This is a genomic window from Isoptericola sp. NPDC056573 (genome assembly GCF_042793335.1).
Classification (GTDB): domain Bacteria; phylum Actinomycetota; class Actinomycetes; order Actinomycetales; family Cellulomonadaceae; genus Isoptericola.
On the sequence record NZ_JBHTUY010000001.1, the window covers coordinates 63,811 to 83,477 of the forward strand.

At 75.4% G+C, this 19,667-nt stretch carries 16 protein-coding genes; 10 read left to right on the forward strand and 6 right to left on the reverse strand.

The window, feature by feature from the left end; translation table 11 throughout:
• Nucleotides 1–25: 25 nt before the first annotated feature.
• The 4 genes from ACFQ8E_RS00320 to ACFQ8E_RS00335 form a co-directional block, all read right to left on the reverse strand.
• On the reverse strand, nucleotides 26–454 hold the full coding sequence (locus tag ACFQ8E_RS00320; protein ID WP_430548576.1) for a VOC family protein: 429 nt from the start codon (nucleotides 452–454) through the stop codon (nucleotides 26–28).
• Nucleotides 455–560: 106 nt separating this feature from the next.
• The gene (locus ACFQ8E_RS00325) at nucleotides 561–1,403 is read right to left on the reverse strand and encodes an aldo/keto reductase (RefSeq protein WP_430548577.1); all 843 of its coding nucleotides are present in this window, start codon (nucleotides 1,401–1,403) and stop codon (nucleotides 561–563) included.
• Nucleotides 1,404–1,436: 33 nt separating this feature from the next.
• A complete protein-coding gene (locus tag ACFQ8E_RS00330; protein ID WP_430549023.1) occupies nucleotides 1,437–2,636 on the reverse strand; it encodes a homoserine O-acetyltransferase in 1,200 nt (399 codons plus the stop codon).
• A 101-nt stretch (nucleotides 2,637–2,737) separates the two neighbouring features.
• Entirely contained in the window at nucleotides 2,738–4,192 is a 1,455-nt protein-coding gene (locus ACFQ8E_RS00335; RefSeq protein ID WP_430549024.1) for a bifunctional o-acetylhomoserine/o-acetylserine sulfhydrylase, read from the reverse strand.
• A gap of 323 nt (nucleotides 4,193–4,515) precedes the next feature.
• On the opposite strand from ACFQ8E_RS00335, the gene ACFQ8E_RS00340 reads away from it, so the two are divergent.
• Together ACFQ8E_RS00340 and ACFQ8E_RS00345 are read left to right on the forward strand one after the other, a co-directional pair.
• On the forward strand, nucleotides 4,516–5,937 hold the full coding sequence (locus tag ACFQ8E_RS00340) for an NlpC/P60 family protein (RefSeq protein ID WP_430548578.1): 1,422 nt from the start codon (nucleotides 4,516–4,518) through the stop codon (nucleotides 5,935–5,937).
• 120 nt (nucleotides 5,938–6,057) lie between these two features.
• On the forward strand, nucleotides 6,058–7,692 hold the full coding sequence (locus ACFQ8E_RS00345) for a hypothetical protein (RefSeq protein WP_430548579.1): 1,635 nt from the start codon (nucleotides 6,058–6,060) through the stop codon (nucleotides 7,690–7,692).
• Nucleotides 7,693–7,711: 19 nt separating this feature from the next.
• Here the strand turns inward: ACFQ8E_RS00345 and ACFQ8E_RS00350 are convergent, their stop codons facing one another.
• The gene (locus ACFQ8E_RS00350; RefSeq protein ID WP_430548580.1) at nucleotides 7,712–8,773 is read right to left on the reverse strand and encodes a zinc-binding dehydrogenase; all 1,062 of its coding nucleotides are present in this window, start codon (nucleotides 8,771–8,773) and stop codon (nucleotides 7,712–7,714) included.
• Between the two features lie 95 nt (nucleotides 8,774–8,868).
• Nucleotides 8,869–9,369 carry an inorganic diphosphatase gene (locus tag ACFQ8E_RS00355; protein ID WP_416344998.1) on the reverse strand — a complete coding sequence of 167 codons (501 nt, stop codon included), beginning with the start codon at nucleotides 9,367–9,369 and terminating at the stop codon, nucleotides 8,869–8,871.
• 268 nt (nucleotides 9,370–9,637) lie between these two features.
• Between ACFQ8E_RS00355 and dacB the strand changes: the two genes are divergently transcribed.
• The 8 genes from dacB to folK all read left to right on the forward strand — a co-directional run bounded on the left by dacB (nucleotide 9,638) and on the right by folK (nucleotide 19,667).
• Complete coding sequence (dacB, locus tag ACFQ8E_RS00360; protein ID WP_430548581.1) at nucleotides 9,638–11,020, forward strand: D-alanyl-D-alanine carboxypeptidase/D-alanyl-D-alanine-endopeptidase; 1,383 nt, start codon at nucleotides 9,638–9,640, stop codon at nucleotides 11,018–11,020.
• Between the two features lie 38 nt (nucleotides 11,021–11,058).
• A complete protein-coding gene (locus tag ACFQ8E_RS00365; protein WP_430548582.1) occupies nucleotides 11,059–12,156 on the forward strand; it encodes a zinc-dependent metalloprotease in 1,098 nt (365 codons plus the stop codon).
• 18 nt (nucleotides 12,157–12,174) lie between these two features.
• Entirely contained in the window at nucleotides 12,175–13,314 is a 1,140-nt protein-coding gene (gene tilS / locus ACFQ8E_RS00370; RefSeq protein WP_430548583.1) for a tRNA lysidine(34) synthetase TilS, read from the forward strand.
• 2 nt (nucleotides 13,315–13,316) lie between these two features.
• Complete coding sequence (hpt, locus tag ACFQ8E_RS00375; RefSeq protein WP_430548584.1) at nucleotides 13,317–13,868, forward strand: hypoxanthine phosphoribosyltransferase; 552 nt, start codon at nucleotides 13,317–13,319, stop codon at nucleotides 13,866–13,868.
• A 127-nt stretch (nucleotides 13,869–13,995) separates the two neighbouring features.
• Nucleotides 13,996–16,065, forward strand: a complete 2,070-nt coding sequence (gene ftsH, locus ACFQ8E_RS00380; RefSeq protein ID WP_430548585.1) for an ATP-dependent zinc metalloprotease FtsH — start codon at nucleotides 13,996–13,998, stop codon at nucleotides 16,063–16,065.
• A 23-nt stretch (nucleotides 16,066–16,088) separates the two neighbouring features.
• The gene (folE, locus tag ACFQ8E_RS00385; protein ID WP_430549025.1) at nucleotides 16,089–16,676 is read left to right on the forward strand and encodes a GTP cyclohydrolase I FolE; all 588 of its coding nucleotides are present in this window, start codon (nucleotides 16,089–16,091) and stop codon (nucleotides 16,674–16,676) included.
• 7 nt (nucleotides 16,677–16,683) lie between these two features.
• On the forward strand, nucleotides 16,684–17,658 hold the full coding sequence (gene folP, locus ACFQ8E_RS00390; protein ID WP_430548586.1) for a dihydropteroate synthase: 975 nt from the start codon (nucleotides 16,684–16,686) through the stop codon (nucleotides 17,656–17,658).
• The gene (gene folK / locus ACFQ8E_RS00395; RefSeq protein WP_430548587.1) at nucleotides 17,655–19,667 is read left to right on the forward strand and encodes a 2-amino-4-hydroxy-6-hydroxymethyldihydropteridine diphosphokinase; all 2,013 of its coding nucleotides are present in this window, start codon (nucleotides 17,655–17,657) and stop codon (nucleotides 19,665–19,667) included. The genes folP and folK overlap by 4 nt, the downstream gene beginning before the upstream one ends.

Sequence of the window (19,667 nt, forward strand, 5' to 3'; positions counted from 1 at the left end):
TCGGAGAGGCCGCCGGGCCGCGTCGTCAGGGGGCGCCGACGTCGAACATCCAGGTGATGCCGTACCGGTCGGTCACCTGGCCGTAGAAGTCGCCCCACGGCGCCTTGTCGAACGGCATCGCGTCGGTGCCGCCCTCGGCCAGCTTCGCGTACGCGCTCGCGACGTAGTCGTAGTCCTCCGGCCCGCCGGTCAGCGCGACCGTGACGCCGCTGGTGGGCGCCACGTACGGCATCATCGAGCCGGTGTCGGCGGCCATGAGGGTGAGGCCGGACGGCGTCTCGAGCTGGCCGTGCATCACGAGGTCCTTGTCGGCGTCCTCGATCGGCATGCCGGAGTCCGCCGGCATGTCGCCGAACCGGCTGACGTCGAGCTCGCCGCCGAGCACGGACCGGTAGAACTCCAGGGCCTCGGCGGCCTGGTTCCTGAAGCTGAGATACGGGTTGAGCCGGACCATGGGGCGCCTCCAGCAGCACTGCGGTGTGGCTGGCCGCGCGGGTCGGCGGCCACGTCCACGCTAGGCGCGGCCGCCGACGCACGCGCGGCCACCGGCGTCCGGTCCCTCAGAGCATGTCCAACGGCACGGGCCCGTCCGGGGGCGGGAAGGCGGCGTCGAGCTCGGCGAGGTCCTCGGCGCCCAGGCGCAGGTCGCGCGCCGCGGCGTTCTCGCGCACGTGCGCGGCCGACCCGGACCGCGGGATCGCGACGACGCCCTCGCCCGCCAGCACCCACGCGAGCGCGACCTGCGCCGGGGTGGCGCCGTGCCGCCGGGCGACCTTCCGCAGCGCGGGGTTCCCGAGGATGCGCCCCTGCTCCACCGGCGAGTAGGCCATGGTCACCACGCCGCGCTCCCGGAGGAACGGGAGCAGGTCGTGCTCCGGCCCGCGACGGGAGAGGTTGTAGAGCACCTGGTCGGTCTGGCACGCGCTGCTCAGCCCGCCGGCGACGCCGTCGAGCTCGCGCAGGTCGTCGACGTCGAGGTTGCTGACGCCCCAGCCGAGCACGTCGCCCGCCCGGACCAGCGCGTCGAGCGCGGCCGCCGTCTCGGCCAGGGGTACCCCGCCGCGCCAGTGCAGCAGGTAGAGGTCGAGCCGGTCGGTGCCGAGCCGCCGCAGGCTGGCCCGGCACGCCTCCACGGTGCCGCGCGCGTCCGCGTTCCACGGATAGACCTTGCTGACCAGCACGACGTCGTCGCGACGCCCGGCGACGGCCTCGCCCACCAGCTCCTCGGCCGCCCCCTCGCCGTACATCTCGGCGGTGTCGATCAGGGTGAGCCCCAGGTCGAGGCCGGTGCGCAGCGCGGCCAGCTCGTCGGCACGGCGGGACGGCGTCTCGCCGAGGTACCAGGTGCCCTGGCCCAGCGCCGGCACGGTGCGTCCGTCGGGCAGGGTGACGGTGTCGCTCATGCCTCGATCATGCCGCGCCCCGGGCGCCGCCGGTCAGCCGGCCTCGCTCTCGTCGATGTTCGCGCCGGCCAGGAAGTCGGCGACGATGGGCCCGAGCTGGTCGAACTCGATGAGGAAGCCGTCGTGCCCGAAGTCGGACGTGACGATCCGCAGCGGCTCCGCCCCGGGCAGCCACGCCGCGATGCGGCTCGCCTGCTCCGGCGGGAACAAGCGGTCGGAGTCCACCGCCACGACCAGCGCTCGCGACGTGATCTGCGACAGCGCCGACTCGACGCCGCCGCGGTCGCGCCCCAGGTCGTGGCTCAGCATCGACTCGGTGAGCACCAGGTAGGAGTTGGCGTCGAACCGGCGCGCGAGCTTGTCGCCGTGGTGGTCGAGGTACGACTGCACGGCGTAGCGCCCGTCCTCGAGCGGGTCCTCTCCGCCCTGCGGCAGCCGCCCGAACCGCACGTCGAGCTCGGCCGCCGTGCGGTAGGTGGTGTGCGCGATCTGCCGGGCGATGGCGAGGCCGGTGTCCGGCCCGTCCCCGTCGGCGGCGTCGTAGTAGTCGCCGCCCCGCCAGCGGGGGTCGGCCCGGATCGCGCCGAGCTGCGGGTGCGCCCACGCGATCTGGTCGCCCGACGTCTGCGCCGTCGTCGCGATGGCGGCGACGCCCTCCACCGCGATCCCGGCCTCGGGGCCGAGCAGCGCCCACTCCAGCACCCGCAGCCCGCCCATCGACGCCCCGACGACCAGCGACCAGCGCTCGACGCCGAGCTGCCGGGCCAGCTCGATCTCCGCGGCGACCTGGTCGCGCGTCGTGATGCGGGGGAAGCGCCCGCCCCACGGCCGGCCGTCGGGGGCCGTGGACGCCGGGCCGGTGGTGCCCTGGCAGCCGCCCAGCACGTTGGGCGCGACGACGAACCAGCGGTCGGTGTCGATGGGCGCACCGGGGCCGATCATGTCGGCCCACCAGCCCGCGGTGGGCTGGCCGGGTCCGGCGTCGCCGGTGACGTGCGCGTCGCCGGTGAGCGCGTGCAGCACGAGGACGGCGTTGGAGCCGTCGGCGTCCAGCTCGCCCCACGTCTCGTACGCCACCCGCACGTCGGGCAGCACGCCGCCCGCCTCGAGCTCGACCGCTCCGACGTCGGCGAACTTCCTCCCCGCCACCGGGTCGCCCTCGCGCCACGCGCCGGTGGCGGGCACCGGCGGCTTGACCTGCGCCCGCGAGTCGGTCGCCGGGCGGGACGTCATCGGGCGGACGGTCGGAGCGGTGCCGGAGCGGCGCCCGCCCACCGACGGCACGGTGGCGGCGACGCCGCCGCCGCACCGCGCCGACGGGCCGGGCACCGCCGTCACGCGGCGGCCTCGTCGTCGGACGTCGCGCCGTCGGTCGCGCCCGTGACGACGTCCGCCGCCGCGGCGAAGCCGAGCTCGAGGTCGGCGAGGATGTCCTGGACCCCCTCGAGGCCGACGGCGAGCCGCACCAGGGCCGGCGTCACGCCGGACTGCGCCTGCGCCTCCGGGGTGAGCTGCGAGTGGGTGGTCGACGCGGGGTGGATGACCAGCGAGCGCACGTCGCCGATGTTCGCCACGTGCGAGTGCAGCTGCAGCGCCGAGACGAAGGCGCGGCCGGCGGCGTCGGCCAGCTCCGGGTCGGCGACGTCGAGCTCGAACGCCACGACCGCGCCGGCGCCCTTCGGGGCGTACCGTCGCGCGTTGTCGTGCCACGGCGACGACGGCAGCCCGGCGTAGTGCACGAGGCGCACGTCGGCGCGCTCCTCGAGCCACTCGGCCACGTGCTGCGCGTTGGACACGTGCCGCTCCACCCGCAGCGACAGGGTCTCGAGGCCCTGGGCGAGCAGGAAGGCGTTGAACGGGGCCACGGCGGGGCCGAGGTCGCGCAGCAGCTGGACGCGCGCCTTGAGCACGAAGGCGAGGTTGGCGCCGAGCGCGGATCCCACGCCGAGGTCGCGGGCGTAGACGAGGCCGTGGTAGCTCTCGTCGGGCTGGTTGAAGCCGGGGAAGCGCTCGGGCTGCGCGGCGTAGTCGAAGGTGCCGCCGTCGACGATGACGCCGCCGATGGCCGCGCCGTGGCCGCCGAGGTACTTCGTGGCCGAGTGCACGACGACGTCGGCGCCGTGCTCGATCGGGCGCACCAGGTACGGGGTGGCGATCGTGTTGTCCACGATGAGCGGCACGCCCACCTCGTGGGCGACGGTCGAGACGGCGGCGATGTCCAGCACGTCCGCCCGGGGGTTGGGGATCGTCTCGGCGAAGAACGCCTTGGTGGTCGGCCGGGCCGCCGCGCGCCACGACTCGGGGTCGTGCGGGTCGTCGACGAACGTGGTCTCGATGCCCAGCTTCGGCAGCGTGTGGCGCAGCAGGTTGTAGGTGCCGCCGTACAGGCTCGGGCTGGCGACGAGGTGGTCGCCGGCCTGCGCGACGTTGAGGATCGCGAGCGTCTCGGCGGCCTGCCCGGACGCGACGAGCAGCGCGCCGACGCCGCCCTCGAGGTCGGCGACGCGCGCCTCGACGGCCTCCTGCGTGGGGTTGCCGATGCGGGTGTAGATGGGGCCGAGGTCGGCGAGCGCGAAGCGGTCGGCGGCGACGTCGGCGCTGGGGAACTCGAACGACGTGGTCTGGTAGATCGGCAGCGCGCGGGCCCCGGTGACGGGGTCGGGGGTCTGGCCGGCGTGGATCTGGCGGGTCTCGAAGGTCCAGCTGGAGGTCATGACGTGCTCCTGGGTGGCTCGGGTCGGGCGCTGTTCGGGCTCGGTCGGCGGTGATCGGGCCGCGGCGGGAACCAGGAGGCCTGCGCGTCTGGGGCGGGCCGCGGCGGTCGGCTGCGCACGCGGAGCGGATGGCTGGGTCGACGAGCGGCCGCAGGCAGGCGAACGTGCGCGGTGGTCAGCGGCACATTCGGCGGGTCATGCGGACGACCGTAGCCCGGCGGCGTAGCGCGCGACACCCGTGTCTCGCTATTCGGGACCAGAATATGGACGGCGTGTCGCCTTGCCAGGCGCGTCCCGACCGTTCCCTCGGGTGGCGGTCCCGGTCGCCCGGGGCGAGTCTGGGCGAGGTTGCCCGGAGAACATCCGCCGGTCAGCGCGTCCCGAGGGAGGAGCAGGACATGCCGCGCACCCGTCGTGCCGCCAGGGTCACCTCGTGGGTCGCCGTTGCGCTCCTCGGCGGAGCGCCCGTCGTCACCGGGGGCGTCGCGTGGGCGGAGCCGCCGTCCGACGACGACGTCGCGGCCGCGCACGCCGCGGCGGACGCCGCCGCGCTCGACGTCGCCGGGGCGCAGTCGCGGCTGGACGCGATCCGGGCCGAGCTCGGGCGTGCCGAGGCCGCCGTCCAGACCGCCGCCGAGGACTACGCGGAGGCCCGCGAGGCGCTCGCCGACGCGAAGCGCGAGACCGCCCAGGCGCGCGAGCGGGTCGACCGCGCCCAGCGGGCCGAGGACGCCGCCCGGGGCACGCTCGCCGAGGCGTACCGCACCACGGCGCGCGCGAACGAGAACGGCCTGGGCCCGCTCGACGTCGTCGCCGGGGCGCGCGACGTCGGCGACGTGGTGTCGGGCGAGGCCGCGCAGCGCGCGGTGGACCGGAAGGTCGCGGGCGCGCTGGCTCTGCAGGCGGACGTGCGGTCCGCCGCGCGCAACGCGGACGCCCGCTGGCAGGCCGCCCGCGCCGCGCAGCAGGACGCGAGCGCCGCGGCCGAGGCGGCCTTCGCCACCGCGCGGCGCACGGCCGCCGACCTCACCGCCCGCACCGCCGCCGCCGAGGACGAGCGCGACCGCCTGTTCGCGCGCCTCGCCGACCTGCGCAGCACCAGCGTCGAGCTCGAGCGGCAGCGCGAGGCCGACCGGCAGGAGCGGGCCGCCGCCGCGAGCGAGGCCGCCGCGCGGGAACGGGCCGAGGACGCCGCGTCCTCGGGCGGTTCGTCGGGCACGTCCGAGACGACCGCGGACCGGGCGGCCGCCCCCGACGCGCAGGCCGACCCGGAGCCCGAGCGACCGCGGTCGGGCGGCACGGACGACGGTGCGCGGGCCGACGACGAGCGGCAGGCCGAGCCCGCCCCGCAGCCGACGCGCACCCGCGAGCCCGCCCCGGACCCGGACCCGGCGCCGCGGCCCGACCCGAAGCCCGACCCGCCGCCGGTCAGCGGCGTCGGCCAGGGCAGCGCCGCGCAGGGCCGCGAGGCGCTCGCGTGGGCACGCTCGAAGATCGGGACGCCGTACCAGTGGGGCGGCGACGGCGACCCGGGCTACGACTGCTCGGGGCTGACCTCGGGGGCGTGGAACGCCGCGGGCGTGTGGATCACGCGCACGTCGCGGTCGCAGTACCTCACCGTCGGCAAGGTCTCCTACGACCGCATGCGCCCGGGCGACCTCATCTTCTACGCCAACGACACGTCCGACCCGTCGACCATCCGGCACGTGGCGGTCTACGCCGGCGGCGGGATGATGGTCGAGGCCCCGCGCCCCGGCATCGACGTCCGCGAGACCCCCGTCCGCTGGGACGAGGTCATGCCGTACGCCGGCCGCCCGTAGCACCGCGGTCACGGCGTTCCGGCGTGACCGTCGCTCCGCAGATTTCACCCGCTGTCACCCGTTTCCCCCCAGGACGACCGCCGCTATCGTCCAGCCAGTCCTCAGAGAGCGGGAGCGTGCGTGAGCGGGAAGCGCGGCCGGGCCGGGTCGGTCCTCATGACGGTGCTGGCGGCGTTCGGCCTGGTCGCAGGGGGTCTTGTGCCGCCCGCGACCGCCGACCCCGGGGGCAGCGAGATGACGGTCACCGTCGCGAGCGCGCAGTGGTGGCAGGGCCAACGGGTGCCGCTCGAGGCGACGGTGACCCACGACGGCGTCCCCCTGGCGAACGCTCCGCTGGCGGTGTTCGTCGACGGGCGGTTCCAGGCCCCCACCGTCCGGCCGCCGACAGGCACGGGGACGCTCTACTTCGTGTCGGGCCTCGTGCCGCCGGGGCGCCACGTCGTCGAGGTGCGGCACATGGACTACGACGCCCCCGACTACGGGGAGCCAGGTTCCTGCAGCTGCTTCTCGTCCGCCTCGGTCGAGGTCGAGGTGCTCGACCCCGGCACGATGCTGACGCCGGCCTCGTGGTTCTACGGCGACCGCACGACGCTTCACGTCGCGCTGCCGGGGCCGTCCGATGCCTGGTCCGGGACGATCGAGACGTTCGGCGGCCTGGAGAGCGCCCCGATCGTGGACGGGGCGGCCGACCTCCCGCTCGGCGGGAGGGCGGTGCAGCCAGGCTCGATGATCTGGCTCTATCAGCGGTCCGACACCGGCAGGCTGCTCTCGACCTGGGCGCTCCCTGTGGACGTCCGCACCAGGACCACGACCCTCGAGGCCACGCTGCCGGGCACGGTGCGACAGGGTGCGGTGGTGACCGTCCCTGTCCGCGTGAGCTCCCCCGACGGAGGGAAGCCGCAGGGCACGGTGGCGGTGGAGTACACCCGGAGCGGCACGGCCGTGCAGGTCGCGCGCGCGACGCTCACGGACGGCCGCGCGGCGGTGAAGGTGGCCGTGGACAGGATCCCGACGGGGACGCGCACGCTCACCGTGCGCTACACGCAGAGCGACGACCAGGCGCCCTTTAGCTTCGCCGGGTCCGTGCACACCCGCTCCGTGACCGTCCTGCCCCGCCGGGCGACACAGGTCACCACGTCGACGGGCGACTCCTGGACCTACGCGAAGTCCCGGAAGGTGACGGTGCGCGTCGCGGCCGCCGGCGCCGACCCGGACGGCCGGGTCGAGCTGTGGGCGGGCAGGACCAAGGTCGCGTCCGCGCGGGTCGTCGACGGCCGGGGCACCCTCGCCGTCGGGGCGACGAAGGTGGAGCCGGGGCGTCGGAGCCTCACCGCGACGTTCGTGCCGGCCGTCGCCACCGACGCCCCGTCGAAGCGGTCGTGGACCCAGCAGGTCCGGAAGGCGCCCGCGACCGTCCGCCTGACGATGGACCGGACGCGGTTCCGCGCGGGTCGGCCGCTCGGCGGGGCCGTGCACGCGACGGTTCGCGTCTCCGTCCCGGGCCTCGCGGAGACCGGGGCCCTGTGCCTGCAGACCCGCCAGCCCGGACGGCCGTGGTCGGAGTGCTGGATCCCGGGCAGCGGGCCGCTGCGCTCCTCGCACCACGGCGTGAAGCGGACCAAGGTGCCCTCCGCGGCGCTGGTCCGGTTCCACGGCCCCGAGCGGGGAAAGATGTACGTGCGGGTCACGTACACCTCCCGCGACCCCGACCTCGTGGCGGGGGCGTCGCGGACGGTCACGACCGTCTGGCGTTGACCCTCGACGGCGCGGCGGGCTACGGCCGGACCAGCACCTTGGTGGCGCGGCGCTCGTCCATCGCGGCGTACGCCTCGGCGACGTCGGCGAGCGGCAGCTCCAGGTCGAAGACCTTGCCGGGCACGATCGCGCCGGACAGGACCTCGGGGAGCAGCGTCTCCATGTAGCGGCGCGCGGACGCCATGCCGCCGCCGATGGTGACGTTGCGGTCGAACAGGCGCCGCACGCTCAGCTCCGGGCCGCCGTTGGGGACGCCGACGAAGCCGACCCGGCCGCCGCCGCGCACGACGTCGAGCGCGGTGTCCATCGACTGCTTGGTGCCGACGCACTCGAGCGCGGCGTCGGCGAGGTCCCCGCCGAGCAGGTCGCGCACGGCGGCGAGGCCCTCCTCGCCGCGCTCGGCGACGACGTCCGTGGCGCCGAACTCGCGGGCGAGGGCCGCCCGGTCGTCGTGGCGGCTCATCGCGATCACCCGCTCCGCGCCCAGGAGGCGGGCGCCGATCACGCCGGAGAGCCCGACGGCGCCGTCGCCGACCACGACGACGGTGTCGCCCGCGGAGACGCCCGCGGAGAACGCCGCGTGGTACCCGGTCGACATCACGTCGGCGAGGGTGAGCAGGTGCGGCACGAGACCCGCGGCCTCGAGCTCGGCCTCCGGTCGCCCCACGGGGAACAGGGAGTGCTGCGCGAGCGGGATGCGCACGCGCTCGCCCTGGGCGCCGTCGACCGGGTTCCCCCAGCGGTCGGTGGAGCCGAACCCGGTGACGACGTCGCAGGCCGCCGGGAAGCCGGCCCGGCAGGACTGGCACTCGCCGCAGCTCATGGTGAACGGCAGGACCACGAAGTCGCCGACCTGCGCCGACGTGACGTCGGAGCCCAGCTCCTCGACCACGCCCACCAGCTCGTGACCGATGGGTCGCGGCCTCTTCACGGTCGTGACGCCGCGGTAGGGCCACAGGTCGGAGCCGCACACGCAGGCGGCGACGACGCGGACCACCGCGTCGCCGGGAGTGAGGATCTTCGGGTCCGGGCGGTCCTCGACGCGGACGTCGCGGGGCCCGTGGATGACGGCTGCACGCATGGGTTCACGGTAGACGTCCCCCGCGCGGTCCGGGGGACGACGACGGCGCCGCACCCCGGCGGGGGTGCGGCGCCGTCGTCGTGCGGGGCTCCGGCTCAGTGGCCGTCGTAGTAGCCGGTGTCCTTGGCGCGCTGGAACGAGCGCTCGATCTCGGCCTCGGCGTCGGCACGGCCCACCCAGTGGGCGCCCTCGACGGACTTGCCGGGCTCGAGGTCCTTGTAGACCTCGAAGAAGTGCTGGATCTCCAGGCGGTGGAAGTCGGAGACGTCGTCGATGTCCTGGCGCCAGGCGGCGCGCTGGTCACCGAGGGGCACGCAGAGCACCTTGTCGTCGCCGCCGGCCTCGTCGCGCATGCGGAACATGCCGAGCGCGCGGCAGCGGATCAGGCAGCCGGGGAACGTGGGCTCCTCCAGCAGCACGAGCGCGTCCAGCGGGTCGCCGTCCTCGCCGAGGGTGCCCTCGATGAACCCGTAGTCGTCCGGGTAGCGGGTCGAGGTGAAGAGCATGCGGTCGAGGCGGATGCGACCGGTCTCGTGGTCGACCTCGTACTTGTTCCGCTGGCCCTTCGGGATCTCGATCGTGACGTCGAACTCCACTGTTCCTCCATGCTCGGGACGTGCTCGGGGAGATGCTTCGGACATGCTCGCTGCGGGCATGCTCGGTGCGGACGCCCTGTCAAAGTGTGCCATGGGCGCGCGCGCCCGCCGGGTGCGGTGCGGCGGCGTCGAACCGCGGACGGACGTGGGAAGATACGCACGGAGCGCGCCACGGGATCCGGGTTGTGACGATGCTCACGGACAGCTCACGGACGGCTCACGCGCGCGGGAGGACGACATGGGGTGGCGGGCCAGCGTCGGCGCCACCGTGACGACAGTGGTCGTGCTCTTCGGCGGCTATCTCGTGGCGGACGCCCTCGACGTCGTCCCCGGCATGCTCACCACCGCGCCGCCGCCCGCACCGGCGGCCCCCTTCCCGACGGCGCCCGGCGCCACCACGGGTCCCACGCCCGAGCGTTCGCTGCCCGACCTGCCGGCCGATGCGCCGGAGCCCGCGACGTCCGCCGTCGGCAAGCTCGTCACCGGGCTGACCGAGGACGACCGCCTGGGCAAGCGGGTCGGCGCGCTCGTCGTCGACGCGGCGTCCGGCGAGACGCTCGGTGCGGCCGGACCGGACCGGGCGATGATCCCCGCCTCCACGCAGAAGCTCTTCACGGCCGTGGCCACGCTCGCCGGTCCCGGCGGCGACACGACCCTCCCGACGACGGTGGTGCTCGACGACGCGACGCACCTCGTGCTGGTGGGCGGCGGCGACATGATGCTCGCCGCCGGCGCCGGCCACCCCGAGGCGGTGAACGGGCGCGCGGGCCTCGGCGACCTCGCGGACCAGGTGGCCGCGGAGGTCCGGGACGCGGGTGAGGACACGGTGACCCTCGGCGTCGACGACAGCCTGTTCTCGGGTCCGGCCGTGCCGCCCGACGTGCCCGCCGCGGACGTCGAGGACGGGTACACCGCCCCGGTCGCCGCGCTCGCCGTCGACGTCGCGCGCACCACGGACGAGGAGTACGCGCCGCGCCAGAAGGACCCTGCGCTGGCGGCCGCCCGCACGTTCGCGAAGGCGCTGGAGAAGCGGGGTGTGACCGTGCGGGGCGAGGTCTCCCGCGAGGAGGCGTCGTCGTCGGCGCGCGAGGTCGGCCGGGTGGAGTCGGCGCCGCTGCGCGACGTCGTCGGCGACCTGCTGCGCCGGTCGGACAACACGATCACGGAGGTCATGGGGCGGATCGTCGCGATCGACGCCGGCGAGCCCGGCACCGGCACCGCGGCGATCCGCGCCGTGACGGCGCAGGTCGAGGAGCTCGGCGTCGACATGGATGGCGCGACGCTCGTGGACCTGTCCGGGCTCGGCCGCGGCTCGAGGGCGACGCCGCGCCAGCTCGCCGCGACCCTGACCCTCGCCGTCGACCCCGACCACCCGGAGCTGCGCGACGTCGCCGACGGCCTCGCCGTCGCGGGGCTGAACGGCACCCTGCACGACCGGTACCCGAAGTCGAACCCGGGCCGCGGGTACGTCAACGGCAAGACGGGGAGCCTGCCGAAGGTCACCGGCCTGGCCGGCACCGTCGTCACGGCCGACGACCGCATGCTCGTGTTCGTCACGCTCGCCGACCGGGTGCCCGCGGGCGGCTCCTACGGCGCGCGGGTCATCTTCGACCACTTCGCCGGCGACCTCGCCGACTGCGGCTGCCGGTAGACGCACTCGGCAGGCCGGGCGATGGTTACCGTGGTCCCGTGACCACGCCAGCCCCCGCCGCCGAGCCCCTGCTGGACTGGACGGCGGCGGCGCAGATCGCCGCGCGGCTCGCGCGCCCCGGCGCCACGGCCCCCCGCGACGACCTGGACGCGCTCGTCGCCGGTCTGCGCACCGCGGCCGGGGACGCCGTCGGGCACGTGCTGGAGGTCACGCGCATGACGCCCCTGACGGCTCGGGCGGCCGGGGTGCTCGGGGACGTGCACGTGGTGGACCGGGCGGGCTGGACCCGCGCCAACGCGCAGTCGATGCGGGCCATGACGGACCCCGTGATGGCGGCGGTCGCGGTGGACATGCCGCCCACGTCGGCGGCCGCGAGGCTGGCCGGGGCGGCGGAGGTCGGCGGCCTGCTCGCACTGCTGTCGGGCCGCGTGCTCGGGCAGTTCGACCCGTACGGCGCCGGCCACGCGCCCGGGGGAGGCCGGCTGCTGCTGGTGGCCCCGAACGTGCTGCAGGTCGAGCGCGCGCTCGGGCTGCGCCCGCGCGACTTCCGGCTGTGGGTGTGCCTGCACGAGCAGACCCACGCCCTCCAGTTCGCCGCCGCGCCGTGGCTCGCCGACCACCTGGTCGGGCGCGTCGGCGAACTGATGAGCGGCGTCACCCGCAGCTCGGTCGCGATGGCGCGCGCCCCGCTGCGGGAGAAGGCCGCCGTCGTCGGACGCACCGTGCTGCGCGCGGTGCGCGGGGAGCTCGTCACGCCGCTCGACGGGATCCTCGGGCCCGAGCAGCGCCGCGAGCTCGAGGAGATCACCGCCGTCATGGCCCTGCTCGAGGGGCACGCCGACGTGATGATGGACGCCGTCGGGCCGCGCGTCGTGCGCTCCGTGCGCACCATCCGCGCCCGGTTCGAGAAGCGGCGCGACGGCGAGGGGGCGCCCGCGCTGGACGTCGTGCTGCGGCGCGTGCTCGGCATGGACGCCAAGCTCGCGCAGTACCGCGACGGCGCCGCGTTCGTGCGCGCCGTCGAGGAGCGGGTCGGCCGCGACGGGCTCAACGCCGTCTGGTCGGAGCCCGCGCACCTGCCCTCCGCCCGCGAGATCGCCGACCCGCGCGCCTGGGTGCGCCGCGTGCACGGCTGAGGGCGGGCGGACGACGACATGGCCCGCGTCGACCCGGCGCTCGCGGCGGCCCGCGCCGCCGTGCGGGCCGAGCTGGGCGACCTCGCACGGAGCGGGCGGCTGACACCGGGCGACCTGGTGCTCGTCGCCTGCTCGGGCGGCGCGGACAGCCTCGCGCTCGCCGCCGCGGCCGCGCTCGAGGCGCCCCGCGTGGGCCGCTCGGTGCGCTCGCCGGGGTTCGCGGTGCGGGTCGGGGCGGTCGTCGTGGACCACGGGATGCAGCCGGGCTCGGCCGCCGTGGCGGCCACGGCCGCCGCGCGGGCCCGCGGGCTCGGCCTCGACCCCGTGCTCGTGCGGAGCGTCCGGGTCGACGCCGGTCCCGGGTCGACGGGGCCGGAGGGTGCCGCCCGCTCCGCCCGGTACGCCGCGCTCGACGACGTGGCTCGGGAGGCGGGGGCCGTCGCCGTCCTGCTCGGCCACACGCAGGACGACCAGGCGGAGTCCGTGCTGCTCGGGCTGGCGCGGGGGAGCGGGGCGCGGTCGCTGGCGGGGATGCCCCGCCGCCGCGGCCGCTACCGCCGGCCGTTCCTCGGCCTGCGCCGCGCGCAGACCGAGGCGGTGTGCGCCGCCGTCGGCGTGGACTTCTGGACGGACCCGACGAACCTGCTGCCCGTGGACGGCGTCGACGGCGTGGACGGCGTAGCCGGTGCCGACGCGCCCGCCCGCACGCGGGTGCGGGCCGCCGTCGTGCCCGTGCTGGAGGACGCGCTCGGCCCGGGCGTCGTCGAGTCCCTCGCGCGCACCGCCGACCAGCTGCGCGCCGACGCCGACGCGCTCGACGCCCTGGCGGCCGACCTGCTCTCCGCCGCGACCGTGCCACCTGCTGCGTCAGAGATGGTGCTCGACGTCGGTCCCCTCGCGGAGGCGCACGCCGCGCTGCGGCGTCGTGCCCTGCGGTCGGCGGCGCTGGCGGTCGGCTGCCCGCCGGGCGCGACGACGGCGCGCCACGTGGACGCCCTCGACGCGCTCGTCGTCTCGTGGCGTGGGCAGGGAACCGTCCATCTGCCGGGCGACGCCCGAGCGCTCCGCGCGTGTGGCAGGCTCTACCTGCGCCCCGCCGAGCCGCACCCCGCCGGGGCGGCGCACCCCCCAGCCCCAACCCCGCCCCTCGAGGAGTGACCGTGGACCAGTCGGACGTCGAAGGCGACCTCGCCAACATCCTGCTCACCGAGGAGCAGATCGTCAGCAAGCTCGACGAGATCGCCGCACGGATCGACGCGGACTACGCGGGCCAGGACCTGCTGCTCGTCGGCGTCCTCAAGGGCGCCGTCATGGTCATGGCGGACCTCGCGCGCCGCCTGCACCACCCGGTGCAGATGGACTGGATGGCCGTGTCCTCGTACGGGTCGGGCACCAAGTCGTCCGGCGTCGTGCGCATCCTCAAGGACCTCGACGCCGACCTCACCGGCCGCAACGTGCTCATCGTCGAGGACGTCATCGACTCGGGGCTCACGCTCTCCTGGCTCGTCGCTAACCTGCGCTCCCGCGGTCCGGCGTCGGTGGAGATCGCCACCATGCTCCGCAAGCCCGACGCCGCGAAGGTGGACGTCGACGTGCGCTACGTCGGTTTCGACATCCCGAACGAGTTCGTCGTCGGCTACGGCCTCGACTACGCCGAGAAGTACCGCAACCTGCCGTTCGTCGGCACGCTCGCGCCGCACGTCTACAGCTGACTCTCCCCGCCGACGAGACGCCGTCGCGCCCTGGGCGAACACCCACGGTTCGTCCACACTCGGCGTGTAGCGTCGTGAACCACACGTTGCCCGACGGAAGGGAAGCGGGGAGCCGTCCCCGTCGCCGATGAACATCAAGAAGATCCTGAGCGGCCCGATCATCTGGATCGTGGTCGGCCTGCTGCTCGTCTCGCTGGCCTTCAGCGCGTTCAACACCGAGCGGGTGTCGCGGATCGAGACCTCCCAGGGGCTCGAGCTGCTCGCCGGCGACACGGTCGACCATGCCCTCGTCGTGGACGGGGAGCAGCGCGTCGAGCTGGACCTGAGCGAGAAGTACGTCACCGGCGCGGGCACCGAGAGCGAGCAGGACCACGGCACGAAGGTCGAGTTCTTCTACGTCGAGCCACAGGGCGACACCGTCGCGACGGCCGTCGAGAAGGCGGACCCGCCGAAGGGCTTCGACTCCGAGAACCCGCAGCCCAGCTTCTGGAGCTCGATCCTCGGGTTCCTCATCCCGTTCCTGCTCATCGGCCTCGTGTTCTGGTTCATCCTGTCGAGGGCGCAGGGCGGCGGGCGCAACGGCGTCATGGGCTTCGGCAAGTCCAAGGCCAAGCTCATCAGCAAGGACATGCCGCAGGTGACGTTCGCCGACGTCGCGGGCGTGGACGAGGCCGTCGAGGAGCTCCACGAGATCAAGGAGTTCCTCGAGGACCCGGCGAAGTTCCAGGCCGTGGGCGCCAAGATCCCCAAGGGCGTGCTGCTGTACGGCCCGCCGGGAACCGGCAAGACCCTCCTCGCGCGCGCCGTCGCCGGCGAGGCGGGGGTGCCGTTCTACTCGATCTCCGGCTCGGACTTCGTCGAGATGTTCGTCGGCGTCGGCGCCTCCCGCGTGCGCGACCTGTTCGAGCAGGCGAAGAACAACTCGCCCGCGATCATCTTCGTCGACGAGATCGACGCGGTCGGCCGCCACCGTGGCGCCGGCATGGGCGGCGGGCACGACGAGCGCGAGCAGACCCTGAACCAGATGCTCGTCGAGATGGACGGCTTCGACGTCAAGACGAACGTCATCCTCATCGCCGCCACCAACCGGCCCGACATCCTCGACCCGGCCCTGCTGCGCCCGGGCCGCTTCGACCGCCAGGTGGCCGTCGAGGCCCCGGACCTCAAGGGCCGCGAGCACATCCTCAAGGTGCACGCCCAGGGCAAGCCGATGGTCGAGAGCATCGACCTGGCCGTCGTCGCGCGCCGCACGCCCGGCTTCACGGGTGCGGACCTGGCGAACGTCCTCAACGAGGCCGCGCTGCTCACCGCCCGCAGCGGCGCGCAGCTCATCGACGACCGCGCGCTGGACGAGGCGATCGACCGCGTCATCGCCGGCCCGCAGAAGCGCACCCGCGTGATGAAGGTCAAGGAGCAGAAGATCACCGCGTACCACGAGGGCGGTCACGCCCTGGTCGCGGCGGCGATGCGGTACACGGACCCCGTCACCAAGGTGACGATCCTGCCGCGCGGTCGGGCCCTCGGCTACACGATGGTGATGCCGATGGAGGACAAGTACTCCACCACCCGCAACGAGCTGCTCGACCAGCTCGCGTACGCGATGGGTGGCCGCGTGGCCGAGGAGATCGTCTTCCACGACCCGACCACGGGCGCGAGCAACGACATCGAGAAGGCGACGGCGACCGCGCGCAAGATGGTCACCGAGTACGGCATGAGCGAGAAGGTCGGCGCCATCAAGCTCGGCAGCGGGTCCGGGGAACCGTTCCTGGGCCGTGACATGGGCCACCAGCGCGACTACTCCGAGGCCGTCGCCGGCACGGTGGACCACGAGGTGCGCAAGCTCGTGGAGGCCGCGCACGACGAGGCGTGGCAGGTGCTCACCCAGTACCGCGACGTGCTCGACGACCTCGTGCTGCGCCTGCTGGAGAAGGAGACGCTCAACCAGGCGGAGCTCGCCGAGGTCTTCGCCCCCGTCGTCAAGCGCGAGCCGCGCGACGTGTGGTTGTCCAGCGAGCAGCGCACCGTGCACACGCGCGGCCCGATCATGACGGACGCCGAGCGCGCCACGTCCAACGGCAACGGGCAGGTCGTGCCGCAGGACGAGGCCGCCATCGTGGGCAACGAGAGCGACCTGCAGGAGGCCGGCCCGGGCGTCGGCACCGACAGCGAGCCGCCGGCGGCGGGGGACAACCGGTGACCGACCCGGTGACGGACCTGGGCATGCGGGCTGCCGTCGACGTGCCGCCGTACGACTCCGACCGTGCCGAGGCCGCCGTCCGCGAGCTGCTGCTCGCGGTCGGCGAGGACCCGGACCGCGAGGGCCTCAGGGACACGCCGGCCCGCGTGGCCCGCGCCTACCGCGAGATCTTCGCGGGGCTGCGCCAGGAGCCCGAGGACGTGCTGACCACCACCTTCGACCTCGGGCACGAGGAGATGGTGCTGGTGCGCGACATCGAGGTGTACTCGACCTGCGAGCACCACCTGGTGCCCTTCCACGGCGTCGCGCACGTCGGATACATCCCGAACACGGACGGTCGGATCACGGGCCTGTCGAAGCTGGCGCGGCTCGTCGAGGTGTTCGCCCGGCGCCCGCAGGTGCAGGAGCGGCTGACGACGCAGGTCGCGGACGCGATGGTGCGCATCCTCGAGCCGCGCGGCGTGCTCGTGGTGGTGGAGTGCGAGCACCTGTGCATGTCGATGCGGGGGGTGCGCAAGCCGGGCTCGCGGACCGTCACGTCGGCGGTGCGCGGCATCATGCAGAACGCGACCACGCGGGCCGAGGCCATGAGCCTCATCACGGGACGGTGACCCGGGCATGACGGCGCACCCGCGCGACGCGGTGGTCGCCGGGCTGCCGGAGCTGTCCGGCGTGGGCCGGTGCCTGGTCATGGGCGTCGTGAACATCACGCCCGACTCGTTCTCCGACGGTGGCCGGTGGTTCGACGCCGACGCCGGCGTGCAGCACGGCCTCGACCTGCTGGCGGAGGGCGCGGAGATCCTGGACGTGGGCGGCGAGTCCACCCGGCCGGGCTCCGCCCGGGTGGACGAGGCGGAGGAGCTGCGCCGCGTGGTCCCCGTCATCGAGCGGCTCGCGGCGCAGGGCGCCGTCGTCTCGGTGGACACGACGCGGGCGTCCGTGGCCGAGGCGGCGGTCGCGGCGGGCGCCCGGATCGTCAACGACGTCTCGGGCAGCTACGCGGACCCGCGCATGGGGCACGTCGTGGCGGAGACGGGCGTGGCGTACGTCGCGATGCACTGGCGCGGCCACGCGGACGTCATGGACAGCCTCGAGGTGTACGACGACGTCGTCGCGGAGGTGCGCGACGAGCTCGCCGCCCGCATGGACGGGCTGGTCGCGGTGGGCGTGGACCCGGAGCAGCTCGTGCTCGACCCGGGCCTCGGTTTCTCGAAGGCCGGGGTGCTGAACTGGCCGATCCTCGCGCACCTGGACGCCCTGAGCTCCCTCGGCCGGCCGGTGCTCGTGGGCGCGTCGCGCAAGCGCTTCCTGGGGCATCTGCTCGAGGGCACGCGCGGCCTGCCCGACGACGAGCCCGCGCCGCCGCTCGAGCGCGACGACGCCACCGCCGCGATCTCCGCGCTGTCCGCCGCCGCCGGCGCGTGGGCGGTGCGCGTGCACGCCGTGCGCGCCAGCGCCGACGCCGTCCGGGTCGCGGACGCCTGGACGTCGGCATCCCGCGACGTGAAAGATGCCGGGATGACCGCACCGGCACACCCCACCCACGCCGTGGGCGGAGCAGGAACCGCCGCTGATGAGGAGGGCACCTCGTGACGTTCGCCGCAGCCGTACCGGGACCGGACGGACAGCCGCTCGACCAGATCCGCCTCGCCGGCGTCACGGCGACGGGGCACCACGGGGTGCTCGCGCACGAGCGCGCCGACGGCCAGGTCTTCAGCGCCGACGTCGTGCTGCACCTGGACACCCGCGCCGCCGCGTCGTCGGACGACCTCGGGCGGACCGTGAGCTACGCGGACGTCGCCCAGGACGTGCACGACGTCCTCGCGGGCTCCCCGGCCGACCTCGTGGAGACCGTCGCCGAGCGGATCGCCGCTGTGGTGCTGAACCACGAGGCCGTGCAGGCCGTCGACGTGCGCGTGCACAAGCCGCAGGCGCCGATCCCGGTCCCGTTCGACGACGTCGCGATCGTCGTGCGCCGCGACCGCGCGCGGCCGCCCGTGGTCGACGCGGGCCTGGAGGCCGAGCCGGCCGGCGCGCCCGTCCCGCCCGTCGCCGCGGCGCCGCCGGTCGAGCCCGCCGAGGTGCACGCGCCCGTCCCGCCGGCCCCCGTCGCCGCAGCGCTGCCGGTCGAGCCCGCTGCGCCCGCCGAGGCGCCCGCGCCGCCGCCGGCGGACCCACTGGACGCCACCCCTGCCGAGCCGGTCGACGCCGTGCTGGCGCTCGGGGCGAACCTCGGGGACGCGCAGGTCACGCTGCGCCAGGCCGTGACGGACGTGGACCGCCTGCCCGGCGTGCAGGTGATGGAGGTCTCGCCGCTCGCCCGCACCGCCGCCGTGGGTGGGCCGGAGCAGCCGGACTACCTCAACGCGGTGCTCGTCGTGCGCACCACGCTCTCGCCGCGCGACCTGCTGCGCAGCACGCAGCAGGTGGAGGCCCAGCACGGTCGCGTCCGCGAGGAGCGCTGGGGGCCGCGCACCCTCGATGTCGACATCGTGCAGTACGGCTCGCTCGTCGTGACCGCCCCCGACCTCGAGCTGCCGCACCCGCGCGCGAAGGAGCGGGCCTTCGTGCTCGTGCCGTGGGCCGAGGTCGCGCCGGACGCGCTGCTCGGCGGGCCCGGCGGCGGCCCCGTCGGCCAGCTCGCGGTGACCGCCCCCGACCGGGCCGGCATCCGCTGGCTCGCGCTCGACTGGCTGACCGGGCCGACCCAGAGCACGGGCCAGGTCTCGGCGGTCGCCGCCGACGCGGCGCCGTCCACCCCGGTGCCGCAGTCCGCACCGGCGGTGCCTGCCGACCAGCCCGTCGACCAGCCCGTCGACCAGCCCGCCGACGACGCCCCGACGTCGTACGCGCCGGAGGCCTACGCCGGTGAGGCGTACACCCCGGAGGCGTACACCCCGGAGGCCTACACCCCGGAGGCCTACACCCCGGAGACGTACGCGCCCGAGCCGCCGCACGCCGCGCCCGCGCAGCCCGTCGAGCCGTCGTCGGGCGGCAGCCCGGTCGTGGAGCAGTACGCGCCGGAGCAGTACACCTCGGAGCCGTACGCGCCGGAGCAGTACGCCCCGGAGCAGTACGCCCCGGAGCAGTACGCCCCGGAGCCGTACCAGCCGGTGCCCCCGGCGGCCGAGCCGCCCGTCGTCGAGCCCCCGGTCGTCGAGCCGCCGGCCGCGCCGGAGCCCCGCCGCGAGGACCCGCCCGCGCCGGACGCGCGCGCCGTCGTGCCCGACCCGTTCGGGCCCGACCCCGACCAGCCGATCGTGCCGCGCCCCTTCGCGCCCGTCGGGTCGCCCGCGCCGACCCCGGCGGAGCCCCGCGACGATGCCCCGGAGCCTCCGCACGCCCCGGTGCCCCCGGCCCCGGCGAGCCCGTTCCCTGCGCCCGCCGACCCGTCGGCGCGGCCGTCCGGGCCGACGGCGCCGCCCGCCGCGTCGTCGTTCGCCCCGCCGGTCCCGCGGCACGAGCCGGTGCCCCCGGCCCCCGCGCCCGCCACCGACCTGCCCGCCTTCCCGGACCCGTTCGCACCGCTGCCGGAGGCGTACCCCGGCCAGCGGCCCGGTCACGACGGCCCGCAGGAGCGGTTCGGGGAGGACGGCCGCTGA

What these genes read in the sequence shown, in the direction of transcription:
- ACFQ8E_RS00320 (WP_430548576.1), bottom strand. Translation starts at nt 454, where the DNA reads ATGGTCCGGCTCAACCCGTATCTCAGCTTCAGGAACCAGGCCGCCGAG.
- ACFQ8E_RS00325 (WP_430548577.1), bottom strand. Translation starts at nt 1,403, where the DNA reads ATGAGCGACACCGTCACCCTGCCCGACGGACGCACCGTGCCGGCGCTG.
- ACFQ8E_RS00330 (WP_430549023.1), bottom strand. Translation starts at nt 2,636, where the DNA reads ATGACGTCCCGCCCGGCGACCGACTCGCGGGCGCAGGTCAAGCCGCCG.
- ACFQ8E_RS00340 (WP_430548578.1), top strand. Translation starts at nt 4,516, where the DNA reads ATGCCGCGCACCCGTCGTGCCGCCAGGGTCACCTCGTGGGTCGCCGTT.
- ACFQ8E_RS00350 (WP_430548580.1), bottom strand. Translation starts at nt 8,773, where the DNA reads ATGCGTGCAGCCGTCATCCACGGGCCCCGCGACGTCCGCGTCGAGGAC.
- tilS (WP_430548583.1), top strand. Translation starts at nt 12,175, where the DNA reads ATGGCCCGCGTCGACCCGGCGCTCGCGGCGGCCCGCGCCGCCGTGCGG.
- ftsH (WP_430548585.1), top strand. Translation starts at nt 13,996, where the DNA reads ATGAACATCAAGAAGATCCTGAGCGGCCCGATCATCTGGATCGTGGTC.
- folE (WP_430549025.1), top strand. Translation starts at nt 16,089, where the DNA reads ATGCGGGCTGCCGTCGACGTGCCGCCGTACGACTCCGACCGTGCCGAG.
- folP (WP_430548586.1), top strand. Translation starts at nt 16,684, where the DNA reads ATGACGGCGCACCCGCGCGACGCGGTGGTCGCCGGGCTGCCGGAGCTG.